The 16,127-nt window shown below is 63.1% G+C and carries 15 protein-coding genes; 7 read left to right on the top strand and 8 right to left on the bottom strand.

Annotation, left to right across the window (positions count from 1 at the left end; genetic code table 11):
• Positions 1-39: 39 nt before the first annotated feature.
• The 7 genes from ACF8K2_RS15560 to ACF8K2_RS15530 form a co-directional block, all read right to left on the bottom strand.
• Positions 40-1,053, bottom strand: a complete 1,014-nt coding sequence (locus ACF8K2_RS15560) for a chemotaxis response regulator protein-glutamate methylesterase (protein ID WP_392465798.1) — start codon at positions 1,051-1,053, stop codon at positions 40-42.
• Positions 1,050-3,347 carry a hybrid sensor histidine kinase/response regulator gene (locus ACF8K2_RS15555; RefSeq protein ID WP_392465796.1) on the bottom strand — a complete coding sequence of 766 codons (2,298 nt, stop codon included), beginning with the start codon at positions 3,345-3,347 and terminating at the stop codon, positions 1,050-1,052. Before ACF8K2_RS15555 ends, ACF8K2_RS15560 begins: the two co-directional genes overlap by 4 nt.
• Complete coding sequence (locus ACF8K2_RS15550) at positions 3,344-4,009, bottom strand: chemotaxis protein CheW (RefSeq protein ID WP_186555468.1); 666 nt, start codon at positions 4,007-4,009, stop codon at positions 3,344-3,346. The genes ACF8K2_RS15555 and ACF8K2_RS15550 overlap by 4 nt, the downstream gene beginning before the upstream one ends.
• Positions 4,006-5,256: a protein-glutamate O-methyltransferase CheR gene (locus ACF8K2_RS15545; protein WP_186555469.1), complete on the bottom strand. Its 1,251-nt coding sequence runs from the start codon at positions 5,254-5,256 to the stop codon at positions 4,006-4,008. The genes ACF8K2_RS15550 and ACF8K2_RS15545 overlap by 4 nt, the downstream gene beginning before the upstream one ends.
• Positions 5,253-5,774, bottom strand: coding sequence for a chemotaxis protein CheW (locus ACF8K2_RS15540; protein ID WP_392465790.1), 522 nt, complete (start codon positions 5,772-5,774; stop codon positions 5,253-5,255). Before ACF8K2_RS15540 ends, ACF8K2_RS15545 begins: the two co-directional genes overlap by 4 nt.
• A gap of 5 nt (positions 5,775-5,779) precedes the next feature.
• A complete protein-coding gene (locus tag ACF8K2_RS15535; RefSeq protein ID WP_186555471.1) occupies positions 5,780-7,402 on the bottom strand; it encodes a methyl-accepting chemotaxis protein in 1,623 nt (540 codons plus the stop codon).
• Between the two features lie 129 nt (positions 7,403-7,531).
• Positions 7,532-8,227, bottom strand: coding sequence for a tellurite resistance TerB family protein (locus ACF8K2_RS15530; RefSeq protein ID WP_392465786.1), 696 nt, complete (start codon positions 8,225-8,227; stop codon positions 7,532-7,534).
• 223 nt (positions 8,228-8,450) lie between these two features.
• On the opposite strand from ACF8K2_RS15530, the gene ydcS reads away from it, so the two are divergent.
• From ydcS to ACF8K2_RS15495, 7 genes are all read left to right on the top strand, one after another.
• A complete protein-coding gene (ydcS, locus tag ACF8K2_RS15525) occupies positions 8,451-9,602 on the top strand; it encodes a putative ABC transporter substrate-binding protein YdcS (protein ID WP_392465783.1) in 1,152 nt (383 codons plus the stop codon).
• Positions 9,603-9,694: 92 nt separating this feature from the next.
• Entirely contained in the window at positions 9,695-10,735 is a 1,041-nt protein-coding gene (locus ACF8K2_RS15520) for an ABC transporter ATP-binding protein (protein WP_392465781.1), read from the top strand.
• Position 10,736: 1 nt separating this feature from the next.
• Positions 10,737-11,675, top strand: coding sequence for an ABC transporter permease (locus ACF8K2_RS15515; protein ID WP_264236066.1), 939 nt, complete (start codon positions 10,737-10,739; stop codon positions 11,673-11,675).
• A complete protein-coding gene (locus ACF8K2_RS15510) occupies positions 11,665-12,471 on the top strand; it encodes an ABC transporter permease (RefSeq protein ID WP_392465777.1) in 807 nt (268 codons plus the stop codon). The genes ACF8K2_RS15515 and ACF8K2_RS15510 overlap by 11 nt, the downstream gene beginning before the upstream one ends.
• Positions 12,472-12,488: 17 nt before the next feature.
• Positions 12,489-13,913, top strand: a complete 1,425-nt coding sequence (locus tag ACF8K2_RS15505) for a gamma-aminobutyraldehyde dehydrogenase (RefSeq protein WP_392465773.1) — start codon at positions 12,489-12,491, stop codon at positions 13,911-13,913.
• A gap of 128 nt (positions 13,914-14,041) precedes the next feature.
• Complete coding sequence (locus tag ACF8K2_RS15500) at positions 14,042-14,296, top strand: type II toxin-antitoxin system HicA family toxin (RefSeq protein ID WP_392465884.1); 255 nt, start codon at positions 14,042-14,044, stop codon at positions 14,294-14,296.
• Entirely contained in the window at positions 14,293-14,625 is a 333-nt protein-coding gene (locus tag ACF8K2_RS15495; RefSeq protein ID WP_392465771.1) for a type II toxin-antitoxin system HicB family antitoxin, read from the top strand. Before ACF8K2_RS15500 ends, ACF8K2_RS15495 begins: the two co-directional genes overlap by 4 nt.
• Positions 14,626-14,661: 36 nt before the next feature.
• Here ACF8K2_RS15495 and ACF8K2_RS15490 read toward each other — a convergent pair whose 3' ends face one another.
• The gene (locus ACF8K2_RS15490) at positions 14,662-15,768 is read right to left on the bottom strand and encodes an NADH:flavin oxidoreductase/NADH oxidase (RefSeq protein ID WP_312152149.1); all 1,107 of its coding nucleotides are present in this window, start codon (positions 15,766-15,768) and stop codon (positions 14,662-14,664) included.
• Positions 15,769-16,127: the final 359 nt, after the last annotated feature.

Genomic DNA, 16,127 nt, shown 5'->3' with positions numbered 1-16,127 from the left:
GGTCACTGCCGGCCAGGCGGCGTGGTTCAATACATATCGTCATTTCGAAAAAATTTCCATCAGTCGCCCGGCAATCCGCTCCAGAGGTCGGATCTCTACCGCAGCGTCGATCGCCGCAGCCGCCTTGGGCATGCCGTACACCGCGCTGCTCTGCTGGTCCTGGGCGATGGTGAGAAAACCTTGCTGGCGCATCATTTTAAGGCCTTGGGCACCGTCGCGGCCCATGCCGGTGAGCAGCACGCCGACGGCATCGCCACTCCAGTAACGGGCCACACTTTCAAAGAACACATCGATCGAAGGCCGGTAGATTTCGTCCACTGGGTCGGCAGTGTAGGCCAACTGGCCGCCCTTCATCAGGCGGATATGGTGATTGGTGCCGGCCAACAGCACCTGCCCAGGCTGTGGCGGTTCGCCCTCGCGAGCCAGGCGCACCACCAGCCCGGAGGCGCTGCTGAGCCATTCGGCCATGCCTGCGGCGAACACCTGATCGACATGCTGGACCAGCACGATCGCCGCGGGGAAGTTCTTCGGCAGGCCCTTGAGCAATATCTCCAGGGCAGCCGGGCCACCCGCCGACGAGCCGATCGCAACCAGCCCCAGCCGTTGGGACGCCTCGCGCAGCGGCGCGGCGACCGGCCGTGGCGTACTGGCCCGTTGTTGGCCGATCAGCCAGCCAATATTGAGAATCTTGCGTAATAGTGGCGCGGCCGCCTCGCGGGCATCGCCTGCGCCCAAGGCCGGGGTGTCGACCACATCCAGGGCGCCGTGGCCCATGGCTTCGAACACCCGGTGTACGTTCTGCTTGCGATCGACCGTGACGATGACAATGGCACACGGCGTTTCGGCCATGATCCGTCGAGTCGCCTCGACCCCGTCCATCACCGGCATGATCAGGTCCATCAGAATCAGGTCTGGGGTCTGCTCGGCGCAGCGCTGCACGGCTTCTGCGCCATTGGCCGCGACCCAGATCACCTGATGCGCGGGCTCAAAGGCCAATGCCCGGCGCAAGGCCTCTACGGCCATGGGCATGTCGTTGACGATGGCGATCTTCATCCCTGTGCACCTCCGATCAACTCGACCACTGCGTCCAGCAGAGCATCGTCATGGAAACTGGCCTTTGCCAAATAGTAGTCGGCCCCGGCATCCAGTCCACGCCGGCGATCTTCTTCGCGGTCCTTGTAGGACACCACCATGACCGGCAGCGATTGCAGGCGCTGGTCGCGGCGTACCAGGGTCACCAGCTCGATGCCATCCATGCGCGGCATGTCGATGTCGGTGATCAACAGGTCGAAGTCCTCCCCGCGCAGCGCGTTCCAGCCGTCCATGCCATCGACAGCAACGGCCACGTCATAACCGCGATTACCCAGCAGCTTGCGTTGCAGCTCACGCACGGTCAGCGAGTCGTCGACCACCAGCACGCGCTTGCGGGCCGCCCCTTTGAGCGGCTGGCCGCCACGCTCGATACGTTCCAGACGGCCCGTGGTGAGCAGCTTTTCCACCGAGCGCAGCAGATCCTCGACATCGACGATCAGCACCACCGAGCCGTCGTCGAGCAAGGCGCCAGCGGAAATGTCCTGGATCTTGCCCAGGCGCGGGTCGAGCGGCATCACTACCAGCACCCGTTCACCGATCAGCCGCTCCACTGCCACGCCATACAGCTGGTCACGCTCGCGGATCACCACCACGCGGATGCTGCCCTGCTCACCCTGCCCTGCCGGGCGGTTGAGCAACTGACTGGCCGCAACCAGGCCAATATGGCGCTGTTCGTGCCAGAAGTGCTGTCGGCCTTCGATCTGCACAATGGCTTCGCTGGGCACATCCAGGGTACGTTCGATATGCGCCAGCGGGAACGCATAGGCCTCGCCGCCGACCTCGACCACCAGGCTGCGTACCACCGACAGGGTCAGCGGCACTTCGAGGTGGAAACAGCAACCTTGCCCAGCGACCTGGGTCAGTTCGATCGAGCCACGCAGCTCGCGAACCATGTGCTGCACAGCGTCCAGGCCGACCCCGCGCCCGGAGACTTCGGTGACCTTGTCGCGCAGGCTGAAACCGGGCAGGAACAGGAAGGTCAGCAGTTCGGCCTCGCTCATCTGCGCCACCGTCTCGACCGGCGACAGGGCGCGCTCGACGATACTCTGGCGCAAGCGCTCCAGGTCGATACCTGCGCCGTCGTCGCTGATTTCAACAATCAACAACCCGGCCTGGTGCGAGGCGCGCAAGCGAATCACACCGTCGCCCGGCTTGCCGGCCAGCAGGCGCCGTTCTGGCAACTCGATACCGTGGTCGACGGCGTTACGCAGCAGGTGGGTCAGCGGGGCTTCGAGTTTTTCCAGCACGTCGCGGTCGACCTGGGTCTTCTCGCCTTCGATCTGCAACTGCACCTGCTTGCCCAGCGAACGACCAAGGTCACGGACCATGCGGCTCTGCCCGGCCAGCACATCGGCGAAGGGGCGCATGCGGCAGGCCAGCGCCGTGTCGTACAGGTTCTGCGCACGCTGGCTGGCCTGCCAGCCGAACTCATCCAGCTCGGCGGCCTGCTGCTGCAGGATCTGCTGGGTCTCGCCCAGCAGGCGCTGGGTTTGTGCCAAGGCGTCGAGCACTTCCGGGCTCTGGCCACTGCCTTCGAGCTCGGCCTTCAAGCCATCGAGGGCGCGCATACCCTGGCCATGCATGCGCTTGAGGCGCTGCAGGCTGGCTAAATAAGGTTTCAGACGCTGAGTTTCCACCAGCGATTTGCTCGACAGGTCGAGCAGGCTGTTCAATCGATCGGCGGTGACCCGCAGTACCCGCTCGCTGCCTTCGCTAGCGCGCTTGCCGGCTCTACGCGCAGTGGCGTCATCGCCTAGCGGTTCGGCGGCGAGCACGGCTGGCTCGATGGGCGGCGACGGTGCAGCAACCGGCTCGGCAGGCGTAGGCGCAGGCGCAACGGGTGCACTGACGTGGGTAAGCGCCGCGTTTGGATCGAGCAACATCGCCATTTGCACCAGGAAACCCGGCACCGCCGCCTCACCGGCAGGATCGCCGGGCGTGGCGATGTGCAATAGCAGGTCGGTGCCTTTGAGCAGCGCGTCGATGTGCTCCGGGCGTAGGCGCAGGCGGCCTTCCTGGGCGGCCACCAGGCAATCTTCCATGACGTGGGCAACGCTGACTCCGGCATCGATCCCTACGATCCGCGCAGCGCCCTTGAGCGAATGGGCAGCGCGCATGCAGGCTTCGAGTTGATCGGCCTGGGTTGGATTGCGCTCCAGCGCCATCAGGCCGGCACTGAGCACCTGAGTCTGGGCCTCGGCCTCCAGGGCGAACAGTTCGAGCAGCGAAGCGTCGCGCATTTGCTCAGGGGTCATGACAGGCTCCGCTTCACGGCAGACAGTAGATGTTGCGCATCCAGCACCCTGACACTGCGCCCGCGCCACTGCAGCACCGCAGCGGTGAAGTGAGCGGCATCCTGGCCGTCGTTGAGGTGCTCGACATCCAGGCGATGGATGCCATCGATCTCGTCCACCGGCACCACTACCGAACCGCCTTCGGCAGCCAGGATCAGCATGCGAGGCATGACTCGGCCACTGCGCTCCTGGGCCGGCAGCACTTCGATGCCCAGCAGATCGGCCAGCGACAGACACGGCACTAGCGCACCGCGCACGTTGGCCACGCCTTGCAAAACACGCGAGCGCTGGTGCGGCAGGGAGTGGACCGGCTGCAGTGGCGCGATTTCCGCCAGGCACGCCGTGGCCAGGGCCAGCCATTCTTCACCCAGGCGGAACAGCAGCAGTGAGCGGCCGAGGTTCTCCACCACTGGCGCGGCGCTATCAACCTGCTCGTCTTGCATCAAGGCATAGCGGTCGAGCAGACGGGTGGCGGCCGAGGCGTAGACCTCGCAGTTACGGCAATGGATATGCCGCTCCAGCAACGGGCATTGCTTGGTGCCGTGCACGCCAATGCGATTCCAGCAATCGTCGATCTGCTCGTCGTCCTGGCGGACCAGCGGCATATGGCTGGCAAAACTCATCGTTCAGACTCCCGTCCGACCCGGGCGGCTCGCTCTTGCAGGCGGCGAGCGCCCGCAATATCCCCTTGCGAGGCCAGCAAGGCCGCCAGATGGATCAACGCCTCAGGGTGCTGCGGCTCAAGGTACAAGGCCTTGCGGTAATGGATCAGCGCATCCTGGCTGTTGCCCTCGGTGTCGCTGAGCAAACCCAGCCAGTAATAGACCTGCGCGGTCGGCGCAAATAGCTGCAAGTAGCGCGCACAGTTGGCGCGGGCCTGCTCGCTGTCGCCAGCGTTGGCCTGACGGGCGATGGCCGCCAGTAAATCATCCTTGTCTTGCGCAGGCTGCGCAGCGCTGGGCGCAGCTACCGAACGCAACGGCCGTGGCGCAGGTGCAGGCGCTCGCGGGGCAGCTAACGGCGCCGGCTGCGCGCGGGTAACCGGCAGCGGTTTGCTCACCGCCAGCGCTGCACTTTCCTGCTGGCGAACATAGGCGAACGACTGGGCGATACCCACGGGTCGCATGCCCAGCCGCGCCAGCAAACTGCCTTCAGCGGGGCCGATAAACAAGACGCCCTGGGCATGAGTCAATTGCTTGAGCACCTCAAACACCCGACGCTGGGTCGGCACATCGAAATAGATCAGCAAGTTGCGGCAAAACACGAAATCGTACTGCCCCTCGCGGCGCTTGAGCTGCGGATCGAGCACATTGCCCACCTGCAAGCGAACCTGCTGACATACCCGCTCATCCAGCTGATGGCCCTCGTCACGCTCAGTGAAGTGCCGTTGGCGAAAAGCCAGGTCACTGCCGCGGAACGAGTTTCGTCCGTAGACAGCCTGCTGCGCCTTGGCCACCGAGATGGGGCTGATATCGAGGCCGTCAATGCCAAACGCCGACGGGCTCATGCCGCTGTCGAGCAGCGCCATGGAAATCGAGTAAGGCTCTTCACCGGTCGAACACGGCAGGCTGAGGATGCGCAGCGGCCTGGCTCCGGCCAGTTCAGCCAGGCGCTTATGCGCCAGGCCGACCAACGCCGCGAACGACTCCGGATAGCGGAAAAACCAGGTTTCCGGAACGATCACCGCCTCGATCAGGGCTTGCTGCTCCTCTGCCGACTGCTGCAAGCGGACCCAGTAATCGTCCAGACCGTTTGCCGCCAAGGCCGCGCAGCGCTGGCGCAAGGCGCGCTCGACCATCGGCGCGCCAACCGACTCGACATCCAGGCCAATGCGCTCCTGCAAGAACCGGAAAAACCGCTGCTCGATCATGCCAGCACCTGCCCTGACTGCTCAGGAAACAACAGCCGACGCACGTCATCGGACAACAGGTCATCCAGCTGGATGCGCTGTAACAAGCCTTGGGCGTCCTGGCGCACCGGGCCCAGGTAAGGCGCATCGGCGTTGTCCAGGCCATAGGGGCGGAACTCGTCGGGCTGACAACGCAAGGTATCGGTGGCCTGCTCCAGGATCAGGCCAAGGCGCAGGTCAGGACGCCGGGCATCAGCCCGATAATGCACCACTACCAGCCGCGTGCTGGTGCGCAGCGGCGCAGGCGTGGCAAAGCTCAGGGCCGAGAGGTCGATCACCGGGATCAGCGCGCCTCTATGGGTGAGGATGCCCGCGACCCAGGCCGGCGCCTGGGCAATCGGCTTGAGCGCACGACGCGGCAGCACTTCGACCACCTCGCGCACATCGAGGGCAAAGCGTTGGTCCTGTATGCGAAACAACAGGTACAGGTCGCCCTTGGCGCTGGCGGCCTGTTCCTCGCGGGGGTGCAAGTCGTTCATGCTCGTTAGACTTTGAAGCGCGACACACCGCCACGCAGCCCGGCGGCCACCTGGCTCAACTCATCGATGGCAAAGCTGGCCTGGCGCAACGACTCGACAGTCTGCGTGCTGGCATCGCTGAGCTGGGCCAGGGCTTGGTTGATCTGCTCGGCACCCGTCGCCTGGGCCTGCATGCCGTCATTGACCATCAGCACCCGCGGTGCAAGGGCCTGCACCTGGTGAATGATCTGGCTGAGCTGCTCACCGACCTGCTGCACCTCGAACATGCCGCGGCGTACTTCTTCGGAGAACTTATCCATGCCCATGACCCCGGCCGAGACCGACGACTGGATCTCACGCACCATCTGCTCGATGTCATAGGTGGCTACGGCGGTTTGATCGGCCAGGCGGCGCACTTCGGTGGCGACCACGGCGAAACCACGGCCGTACTCACCGGCTTTTTCCGCCTCGATGGCGGCATTGAGCGACAGCAGGTTGGTCTGGTCGGCGACCTTGACGATGGTCACCACCACCTGGTTGATATTGCTGGCCTTCTCGTTGAGGATCGCCAGTTTTGCATTGACCAGGTCGGCAGCGCCCATCACCTGATGCATGGTTTCTTCCATCCGCGCCAGGCCTTGCTGGCCGGAGCCAGCCAGGCTCGACGCCTGGTCGGCGGCCGAAGTGACTTCGGTCATGGTGCGTACCAGGTCACGCGAGGTCGCGGCGATTTCCCGGGACGTGGCGCCGATTTCGGTCGTGGTAGCGGCGGTCTCGGTGGCGGTAGCTTGCTGCTGCTTGGAGGTGGCGGCGATTTCAGTGACCGAAGTAGTCACCTGCACCGACGAACGCTGGGCCTGCGACACCAGGTTGGCCAGCGCCTCGGCCATTTCATTGAAGCCACTCTCGATGGCGCCGAATTCGTCCTTGCGGTCCAGGCTCAGACGCATGCTCAGGTCGCCGGAACGCAGCTTGTCGAGGGCGTGGACGATACGTTGCATCGGGGCGGTGATGGCGCGCATCAGCAGCAGGCCGCAGATCCCGGCGGCAATGATTGCCAGCACCAGCGAAACGATCATGCTGCCCTTGGCGGTGGCCACGGCGCTGACGATTTCGTTGGTGGCAGCGTCGGCCGACTCGCGATTGCGCTCGATCACCCCGTTGAGGTGTTTGCGCCCAGTCACCCACGCTGGCGTCAGGACTTCAGCGATCAGGCGTTCGGCTTCGGCGTAGTTTTTCTGCCGGTAGGTTTCCAGTACCTGGTCGACGGACTTGATGTAGTCCTGCTCCAGGCGCACGAACTCATTGAAGCTGGCCTGGTCATCATCTGTGCGAATGGTCGATTGGTAACTGGCCATGTGTTGCTTGAGGCGGTCATCGAAGCTCTTGAACAGCTCCAGATCCGCCGAGGTCACTTCGCGGTGATCGGAGAGGCCGACCAACTGCTGGCTGGTGACATAGCTGTCGACCCAGGCACTGCGGATCATCGAGCTGTAGTAGACCCCAGGAATGCTGTCGGACCCTACCGCTTCTTCGCTGGTCGAGATCGCCACCAAGCGTGAGTAGGCGGCCACGATCATCAGCAACATGATGGCGATGATCACGGCGAAACTTGCCAGGATCCGTTGGCGCAAGGTCCAGTTCTTCACATTCAGCCCTCAAGAATTCAGTGCGAGCGGGGAAAAATCGCCGAAGTATAGCCCAGGCGGGTTTGCCGTTCGCAGCTCAATTGCAGAGGATTGGGGCTGACATGCCCGCAACAATGGCCAAATGCCTAGCTATTGACCAGCAGCAAGCCTGACCTGGTTCTCCAGCTCCTGGCGCAAAGCCGGATCCAGGCGCAGCTGACGAGCCAGTTCGTCCAGGTAGGCGCGCTCCATGAAGTTTTCCTGGTCGACCATCATCACGCTGGCCAAGTACATCTCGGCGGCCATTTCCGGGGTTTGCGCAGCGCGCGCCACTTCGGCCGGATCCAGCGGTTTGTTCAGCTCGGCATGCAGCCAGTGTTGCAGCTCACGATCGCTATCGAGGCGGGTGAATTCGCCCTCGATCAGCTCGCGCTCGCGCTCGTCGATATGGCCGTCGGACTTGGCCGCTGCCACCAGTGCACGCAGCACCGCCTGGCTATGTTGCTCGACCTCGGCAGGCGGCAGCCGATCGAGCGTTTGTGGCTCGTGACGTTGGCCGGCGGCCTGGTTGGCCTGCCAGTTGCCATAGGCCTTGTAGGCCAACACGCCAAGCGCGGCCAGGCCACCGTAGGTGAGGACTTTGCCGCCATATTTGCGCGCACTCTTGTTGCCCAGCAGCAGGCCCATGGCGCTGCCCGCCAGCGCGCCCCCGCCAGCGCCGGACAGCAGACTGCCAAGGCCGCCAGCGCCCAAACCTGGCTTGCTGGAGGTGCCTTTGCCTGCTTGCTTGGCGAGCAGTTCCTGGCCGGACTTGAGCAGTTGATCGAGCAAACCCCGGGTGTTCATTCGCGAGTCTCCACGGTGCGAAAGGTAACGCCCAGAGTAAGGCTTGCCTGGCCGTTCGCCACGGGGGGATTTGCTTCCGGATGTTGCATACCCCGGCAAAAACACAACTAGACTCGACATCGCCTATCCGCTGCACCGGCGATAACCGCACTACGCTTATAACGATCGCTTCACTGCTTTCTTGATGACTGCCCGCCCCTACATCCGAACAAGAGGGAACACCATGTCAGTGCACAAGACCGCATTGCTCAGCGCCCTGAGCAGCGCCCTGCTGGCCAGCGCCAGCCTGCAGGCGGCCGAGCCGCTCAAGGCTGTAGGTGCCGGTGAAGGACAACTCGATATCATTGCCTGGCCCGGCTACATCGAGCGTGGTGAAAGCGACAAAGCCTACGACTGGGTCACAGGTTTCGAGAAGGACACCGGCTGCAAGGTCAGCGTCAAGACGGCGGCCACCTCCGATGAGATGGTCAGCCTGATGACTAAAGGTGGCTACGACCTGGTCACCGCCTCCGGCGATGCTTCGCTGCGGCTGATCGCCGGCAAACGCGTGCAGCCGATCAATACCGCGCTGATCCCTAACTGGAAGAATCTGGACCCACGCTTGCAGAACGGCGGCTGGTACGTGGTCGACCAGCAGGTCTATGGCACGCCCTACCAGTGGGGGCCGAACGTGCTGCTGTACAACACCAACGTGTTCAAACAGCCACCGACCAGCTGGGCCGTGGTGTTCGAGCCGCAAGCGTTGCCCGATGGTAAGCCGAACAAAGGCCGGGTGCAGGCCTACGATGGGCCGATTTACATTGCCGACGCCGCCCTGTACCTGAAATCGACCCAGCCCGCGCTGGGCATCCAGGACCCCTACGAGCTGAACGAAAGCCAATACCAGGCGGTACTCGATCTGCTACGCAAGCAACAACCGCTGGTGCACCGCTATTGGCACGATGCAACGGTGCAGATGAGCGACGTAAAGAACGAAGGCGTGGCCGCATCCAGCTCCTGGGGCTACATGGTCAACAGCCTGAAAGCCGATAACCAGCCGGTGGCCTCGACCATTCCCAAGGAAGGCGCCACTGGTTGGGCCGACACCACCATGCTGCACAGCCAGGCCAAGCACCCCAACTGCGCCTACAAATGGATGGATTGGTCACTGCAACCCAAGGTGCAGGGCGACGTGGCGGCCTGGTTCGGCTCGCTGCCGGCAGTACCGGCTGCCTGTACCGGCAGTGAACTGCTCGGCGCCGAAGGCTGCAAGACCAATGGTTTCGACAACTTCGACAAGATTGCCTTCTGGAAGACCCCGCAGGCTGCCGGCGGCAAATTTGTCCCCTATAGCCGCTGGACCCAGGACTACATCGCGATCATGGGTGGCCGCTAGCGCGCCGCAGCGTTTGCGTTACCAGCGATCCTTGTAGGCGCGGGCTTCCCAGCGCCTACCAGGATCGCGTGCTGATGACGTCAGGAGTCGCCATGCCACTAGCCGTCCAGTTCACCCAGGTCTCGCGAACCTTCGCTGAGGTCAAGGCCGTCGACCAGGTCAGCATCGACATCGAAGACGGCGAGTTTTTCTCCATGCTCGGCCCCTCAGGCTCGGGCAAGACCACTTGCCTGCGCCTGATCGCCGGCTTCGAGCAGCCCAGTAGCGGCTCGATCCGCATTCATGGCATCGAAGCCGCGGGCGTGCCGCCCTATCAGCGTGATGTCAACACCGTGTTCCAGGACTATGCGCTGTTCCCGCACATGAACGTGCGCGACAACGTCGCTTATGGCCTGAAGGTCAAAGGCGTCGGTAAACAGCAACGCCACGCTCGCGCCGACGAAGCCCTGGCGATGGTGGCCCTGGAGGGCTACGGCCAACGCAAGCCCGCGCAGTTGTCTGGCGGCCAGCGCCAGCGCGTTGCCCTCGCTCGCGCGCTGGTCAATCGCCCGCGGGTACTGCTGCTCGATGAACCGCTAGGCGCTCTGGATCTGAAGTTGCGCGAACAAATGCAGGGCGAGCTGAAGAAGCTACAGCGCCAACTGGGCATTACCTTCATATTCGTCACCCACGACCAGACCGAAGCGCTGTCGATGTCCGATCGGGTCGCGGTGTTCAACCACGGGCGCATCGAACAGGTGGATAGCCCACGCAACCTGTACATGAAACCGGCGACCACCTTCGTTGCCGAGTTCGTCGGCACCTCCAACGTGCTGCGCGGCGCGCTGGCCGAGCAGCTAAACGGCAGCCCGACGCCCTTCTCCATCCGCCCTGAACACATTCGCCTGGATGAGCTGAGCGCCGCCAGCCATGAGGTGCAGGTCAGCGGACTGCTGCACGATATCCAGTACCAAGGCAGCGCCACTCGCTACGAAGTGCAACTGGACAACGGCCAACTTCTGGCGGTGAGCCAGGCCAATGACCAGTGGCAGCAGCATCCACAGATCTGGCAGACCGGGCAGCGGGTACAGGCCCGTTGGCCACGGGAGGCGATGACGGCCCTCAAGGAAACCGTCATCGTCGAGGGCCAGTAGCATGAACCTGGCGCTGGACAAGCAGCATCCACATGCCCTTCGGCGCTTGTCCGATGTGCTGTATCGACGGCCCAACCTGTATCTGTTGCTGCTGTTGACCCCGCCTCTGCTGTGGTTCGGCGCCGTCTACCTGGGCTCATTGCTCAACCTGCTCTGGCAAGGTTTCTACACCTTCGACGACTTCACCATGGCGGTGACGCCGGATCTGACCCTGGCCAACTTCGCCGCGCTGTTCAACCCGGCCAACCTCGACATCATCCTGCGCACCCTGGGCATGGCCGTGGCGGTGTCGCTGGCCAGCGCCGTGCTGGCCTTCCCCATCGCCTACTACATGGCGCGCTACACCAGCGGCAAGACCAAGGCGTTTTTCTACATCGCGGTGATGATGCCGATGTGGGCCAGCTACATCGTCAAGACTTATGCCTGGACCCTGTTGCTGGCCAAGGGCGGAGTGGCCCAATGGTTTGTCCAGCAGCTGCATCTGGATGGCCTGCTGCAGCTGGTGTTGAGCGTGCCTGGGGTGGGCGGCAGCACCCTGTCGACGTCACACCTAGGCCGCTTCATGGTGTTCGTGTACATCTGGCTGCCATTCATGATCCTGCCGATCCAGGCCTCGCTCGAGCGCCTGCCGCCATCCTTGCTACAGGCCTCGGCGGATCTGGGCGCCAAGCCGCGACAAACCTTTACCCAAGTGATCCTGCCGCTGTCGGTGCCCGGGATTGCCGCAGGCTCGATCTTTACCTTCTCACTGACCCTGGGCGACTTCATCGTGCCGCAACTGATCGGCCCGCCGGGCTATTTCATTGGCAGCATGGTCTACGCCCAGCAAGGCGCCATCGGCAACATGCCGATGGCCGCCGCCTTCACCCTGGTGCCGATCGTGCTGATCGCGATCTACCTGGCTCTGGTCAAACGCCTGGGGGCCTTCGATGCACTCTGAAAAAGCCTCGCCGAGCCTGCGCCTGGCGGCGTGGGGTGGATTGCTGTTCCTGCATTTTCCGATCCTGATCATCCTGCTCTACGCCTTCAATACCGAAGATTCAGCGTTCAGCTTCCCGCCACGCGGCTTCACCTTGAAGTGGTTCGCCGTGGCATTCTCGCGCCCGGATGTGCTCGAGGCGATCAAGCTGTCGGTGCAAGTGGCTTGTCTGGCGACAGTCATCGCCCTGGTGCTCGGCACCCTGGCCTCGGCGGCACTGTACAAACGCAACTTCTTTGGCAAAGAAAGCATTTCGCTGCTGCTGATCCTGCCCATCGCCCTGCCCGGGATCATCACCGGTATCGCGCTGCTCTCGGCGTTCAAGAGCCTGGGCATCGAGCCGGGCATCTTCACCATCGTGGTGGGCCACGCGACCTTCTGCGTGGTGATCGTCTACAACAACGTCATCGCCCGCCTGCGGCGCACCTCGCAGAACCTGATCGAAGCGTCGATGGACCTGGGCGCCGACGGCTGGCAGACCTTTCGCTACATCATCCTGCCCAACCTCGGCTCGGCGCTGTTGGCCGGCGGCATGCTGGCGTTTGCCTTGTCATTCGACGAAATCATCGTCACCACCTTTACCGCCGGCCACGAACGCACCCTGCCGATCTGGCTGCTCAACCAACTCAGCCGCCCGCGTGATGTGCCGGTGACAAACGTGGTCGCCATGCTGGTGATGCTGGTGACCATGCTGCCGATCCTCGGCGCCTATTACCTGACCCGCGGCGGCGAAAGCGTTGCAGGCAGCGGCAAATGACCTTGGAGGACTCATCCATGCAAACCCACATGCTGATCAACGGCCGCCTGGTAGCGGGCGAAGGCCCGACCTGGACCGTGCTCGACCCGGCCACCGGCAGCGCACTGGCGCAGATCAACGAGGCCACCGAGGCCCAGGTCGACAGCGCCGTGCGCGCCGCTGACAAAGCCTTCAGCGACTGGTCGCAGACCAGCCCCAAGGACCGCTCCCTGGCGCTGCTGGCCCTGGCCGATACCATTGAGCAACATGGCGAGGAGCTTGCCGGTCTTGAATCGCAGAACTGTGGCAAGCCGCTCGCCGCCGCGCTGAATGATGAAATCCCGGCGATCGTCGACGTGTTCCGCTTCTTTGCTGGCGCCGCCCGCTGCCTGGGCGGCTCGGCCGCAGGCGAATACCTGCCCGGGCATACCTCGATGGTGCGCCGCGACCCACTCGGCGTGGTCGCCTCGATCGCGCCGTGGAACTACCCGCTGATGATGCTGGCCTGGAAGATCGCCCCGGCCTTGGCCGCCGGCAACAGCGTGGTGCTCAAACCCTCCGAGCTCACCCCGTTGACCGCCCTGCGCCTTGGCGAGCTGGCCCAGGACATCCTGCCCGCAGGGGTGCTGAACATTCTTTTCGGCCGTGGCCAGACCGTGGGCACACCACTGGTCACCCACCCCAGGGTGCGGATGGTTTCGCTGACCGGGTCTATTCCCACCGGCGCGCACATCATCAGCGCTACTGCCGATAGCGTAAAACGCATGCACATGGAACTGGGCGGCAAGGCCCCGGTGATCGTCTTCGATGACGCCGACCTGGACGCGGCCATCGAAGGCATTCGCACCTTTGGCTTCTATAACGCCGGGCAAGATTGCACTGCCGCGTGCCGGCTGTATGTGCAGGAGGGCATTTATGAGCGCTTCGTCGAACAACTCGGCCAAGCGGTGGCGAGCATCAAGCCAGGCTTGCAGAAAGACGCCGACACCGAGCTTGGCCCACTGATCAGCGCGTTGCACCGCGACAAAGTGGCCGGCATCGTCCAACGCGCCATTGCCCAGCCGCACATCCGCCTGGTCACCGGCGGCAAATCGCTGCCTGGGGATGGCTTCTTCTTCGAGCCCACGGTGCTGGCCGATGCCCAGCAGGATGACGAGATCGTGCGCCAGGAAGTGTTCGGCCCGGTGGTCTCGGTCACCCGCTTCAGCGATGAGGCCCAGGCGCTGGCGTGGGCCAACGACTCCGAGTACGGCCTGGCGTCTTCAGTCTGGACCCGCGACAGCGGCCGCGCCCACCGCTTTGCGGCGCGCTTGCAGTATGGCTGCACCTGGGTCAATACCCACTTCATGCTCGTCAGCGAAATGCCCCATGGCGGGCAGAAGCATTCTGGGTATGGCAAGGACATGTCGATGTATGGGCTGGAGGACTACACCTGCGTGCGGCATGTGATGATCAAGCATTAGCCGCAGAGCTGCGCCGACTGAGCCCCTTAAATCAGTCGGCCAACTTTGGGATCTCTCCTACGATCGCAGATGCTCTTACCTACTCCCAGCTAATTGAGCTCAGGCGTCTGGTATCATAATCTGATACCATTAATAATCATCAGCGAACCACCCTGGAAGCAGTCTTCCAAAAGCCAGTTCCCAGAACTCTGGAATGGGTGCGCCTGGAATCACTTCTGGTATCGCTTGGCGCGAAAGTCATTGAAGGTAGGGGATCTCGAGTTCGCTTCGAACTCAACGACGCAGTGGCAACCTTTCACCGCCCTCATCCCGATAAACACGCCAAGCCCTACCAATTGCGAGGCGCCCGCCAGTTCCTTGAGCAGGCAGGAGTAATAACATGAATGTCATGACCTACCGCGGCTACGCCGCTCGCATCGAATACAGCGACGAAGACCAACTACTGATCGGACATGTCGCCGGCATACGCGATGTGATCGGCTTCCATGGCGAATCGATCAGTGAACTACGCCATGCATTCGAAGAAGCCGTGGACGATTATCTTGAGACCTGTGAACGATTGGGTCGCGAACCTCAGAAGGCTTACTCCGGCAAGCTCAGCCTTCGTCTGGAGCCCGCCCTTCACGCCAGCGTGGCAGCTAAGGCCGAGCTGGCGGAAAAGAGCATCAATCAGTGGGTAAGCGATATCCTCAGCCGAGCAGCGTATAGCTGAAACTCGATGCGATGACACAGGCACTGCGCAGCGTTGCTAATCCCTTAGATCCGACTCATGGATCGGATTCGCCCGGCTGGTCGCACGCTGATATTGCGCAGGCCAAGTCGCCTTGTTGCCACCCAGATCGTCATCGGCATGCAGCGGCCAGTATGGATCGCGCAACAGTTCACGGGCCAGGAAGATCACGTCAGCCTGGCCGGTGCGCAGGATGTGCTCGGCCTGGGCGGGTTCGGTGATCATGCCGACGGTGCCAGTGGCGATTTCCGACTCTTTGCGCACGCGCTCGGCGAAGCGGGTTTGGTAGCCGGGGCCGGTAGGGATCTCGGCGTTGACCGAGGTACCGCCTGAAGAAACGTCGATCAGGTCGACCCCGATCACCCGCAGTCGGCGCGCCAGCTCCACGGTTTCGTCGGGGTTCCAACCGTCTTCCACCCAATCGGTGGCCGAAACCCGGACGAACAGCGGCAGCTCTTGCGGCCATACCTTGCGTACGGCTTCGGTGACTTGCAGGGTCAGGCGGATGCGGTTTTCAAAGCAACTGCCGTACTCATCACGGCGCTGATTACTCAGCGGTGAAAGGAATTGATGCAGCAGATAGCCATGGGCGGCGTGGATCTCTACGACCTTGAAGCCCGCAGCCAGGGCGCGCTCGGCCGATTTGACGAAGGCAGCGACGACATCCTGGATCTCGTCCGTGCTCAACTCCCGTGGTGAGGTGTGTTCCGGGTCGAAGGCAATTTTTGACGGGCCAACAGGCTGCCAGCCGCCGTCTTCGGGTTTTACGCTGCCATGTTTGCCGAGCCAGGGTCGGTGGGTGCTGGCCTTACGGCCGGCGTGGGCCAGCTGGATACCTGGGACCGAACCTTGGGCGGTGATAAACCGAGTGATCCGCTGTAGGGGCTGGATTTGCACGTCATCCCAGAGGCCGAGGTCTTCAGCGGTTATGCGGCCATCGGCGGTGACCGCTACCGCTTCGGTGATCACCAGGCCGGCCCCGCCTACCGCGCGACTGCCCAAGTGGACCAGGTGCCAGTCGTTGGCCAGGCCGTCAGCGGCGGAATACTGGCACATGGGCGAGACAGCGATGCGGTTGGGCAGCGTTAGCTGGCGCAGGGTGTAAGGCTCAAGCAGCAGGCTCATGAGGGCACCTCCCAAGGACTCCAAATGGTTGACCGGCCCGGACACTCATGCGCGTCCTTGGCCCGATACCGGTTTCTTTGAGCCTAGACTAGATTCACTTGGGGTATGGGGTGGGAGGTTGGATTGTGGGCTTGGGCTTGGGCTTGGGCTTGGGTTTTGGCTTTTAGAGGTTTGAGCATATCCATTGGCGTGGGTGGCGCTGAATCACCTTTCCGCCCTTACGGCGGGTCACTTTTGGTCGTGGCCAAAAGTAACCAAAAGCCGTGCGCTCCACCATCAGTCCCGCCCGTGGCGGGATCCCCTCGCTTCGGTGCCTTCCGGGCCCGCGCGACCTACGATTTGCTACGCAAATCTACATC

The sequence above is a fragment of the Pseudomonas sp. xss_2 genome (assembly GCF_043104195.1).
Taxonomy (GTDB): domain Bacteria; phylum Pseudomonadota; class Gammaproteobacteria; order Pseudomonadales; family Pseudomonadaceae; genus Aquipseudomonas; species Aquipseudomonas urmiensis.
This window is presented reverse-complemented; position numbering and strand designations above follow the sequence as displayed.

Bases quoted from the DNA above. Each gene is read 5' to 3' on its own strand.
- ACF8K2_RS15560 (WP_392465798.1), bottom strand. From the start codon at position 1,053: ATGAAGATCGCCATCGTCAACGACATGCCCATGGCCGTAGAGGCCTTG.
- ACF8K2_RS15555 (WP_392465796.1), bottom strand. From the start codon at position 3,347: ATGACCCCTGAGCAAATGCGCGACGCTTCGCTGCTCGAACTGTTCGCC.
- ACF8K2_RS15550 (WP_186555468.1), bottom strand. From the start codon at position 4,009: ATGAGTTTTGCCAGCCATATGCCGCTGGTCCGCCAGGACGACGAGCAG.
- ACF8K2_RS15545 (WP_186555469.1), bottom strand. From the start codon at position 5,256: ATGATCGAGCAGCGGTTTTTCCGGTTCTTGCAGGAGCGCATTGGCCTG.
- ACF8K2_RS15540 (WP_392465790.1), bottom strand. From the start codon at position 5,774: ATGAACGACTTGCACCCCCGCGAGGAACAGGCCGCCAGCGCCAAGGGC.
- ACF8K2_RS15530 (WP_392465786.1), bottom strand. From the start codon at position 8,227: ATGAACACCCGGGGTTTGCTCGATCAACTGCTCAAGTCCGGCCAGGAA.
- ydcS (WP_392465783.1), top strand. From the start codon at position 8,451: ATGTCAGTGCACAAGACCGCATTGCTCAGCGCCCTGAGCAGCGCCCTG.
- ACF8K2_RS15520 (WP_392465781.1), top strand. From the start codon at position 9,695: ATGCCACTAGCCGTCCAGTTCACCCAGGTCTCGCGAACCTTCGCTGAG.
- ACF8K2_RS15515 (WP_264236066.1), top strand. From the start codon at position 10,737: ATGAACCTGGCGCTGGACAAGCAGCATCCACATGCCCTTCGGCGCTTG.
- ACF8K2_RS15510 (WP_392465777.1), top strand. From the start codon at position 11,665: ATGCACTCTGAAAAAGCCTCGCCGAGCCTGCGCCTGGCGGCGTGGGGT.
- ACF8K2_RS15505 (WP_392465773.1), top strand. From the start codon at position 12,489: ATGCAAACCCACATGCTGATCAACGGCCGCCTGGTAGCGGGCGAAGGC.
- ACF8K2_RS15495 (WP_392465771.1), top strand. From the start codon at position 14,293: ATGAATGTCATGACCTACCGCGGCTACGCCGCTCGCATCGAATACAGC.
- ACF8K2_RS15490 (WP_312152149.1), bottom strand. From the start codon at position 15,768: ATGAGCCTGCTGCTTGAGCCTTACACCCTGCGCCAGCTAACGCTGCCC.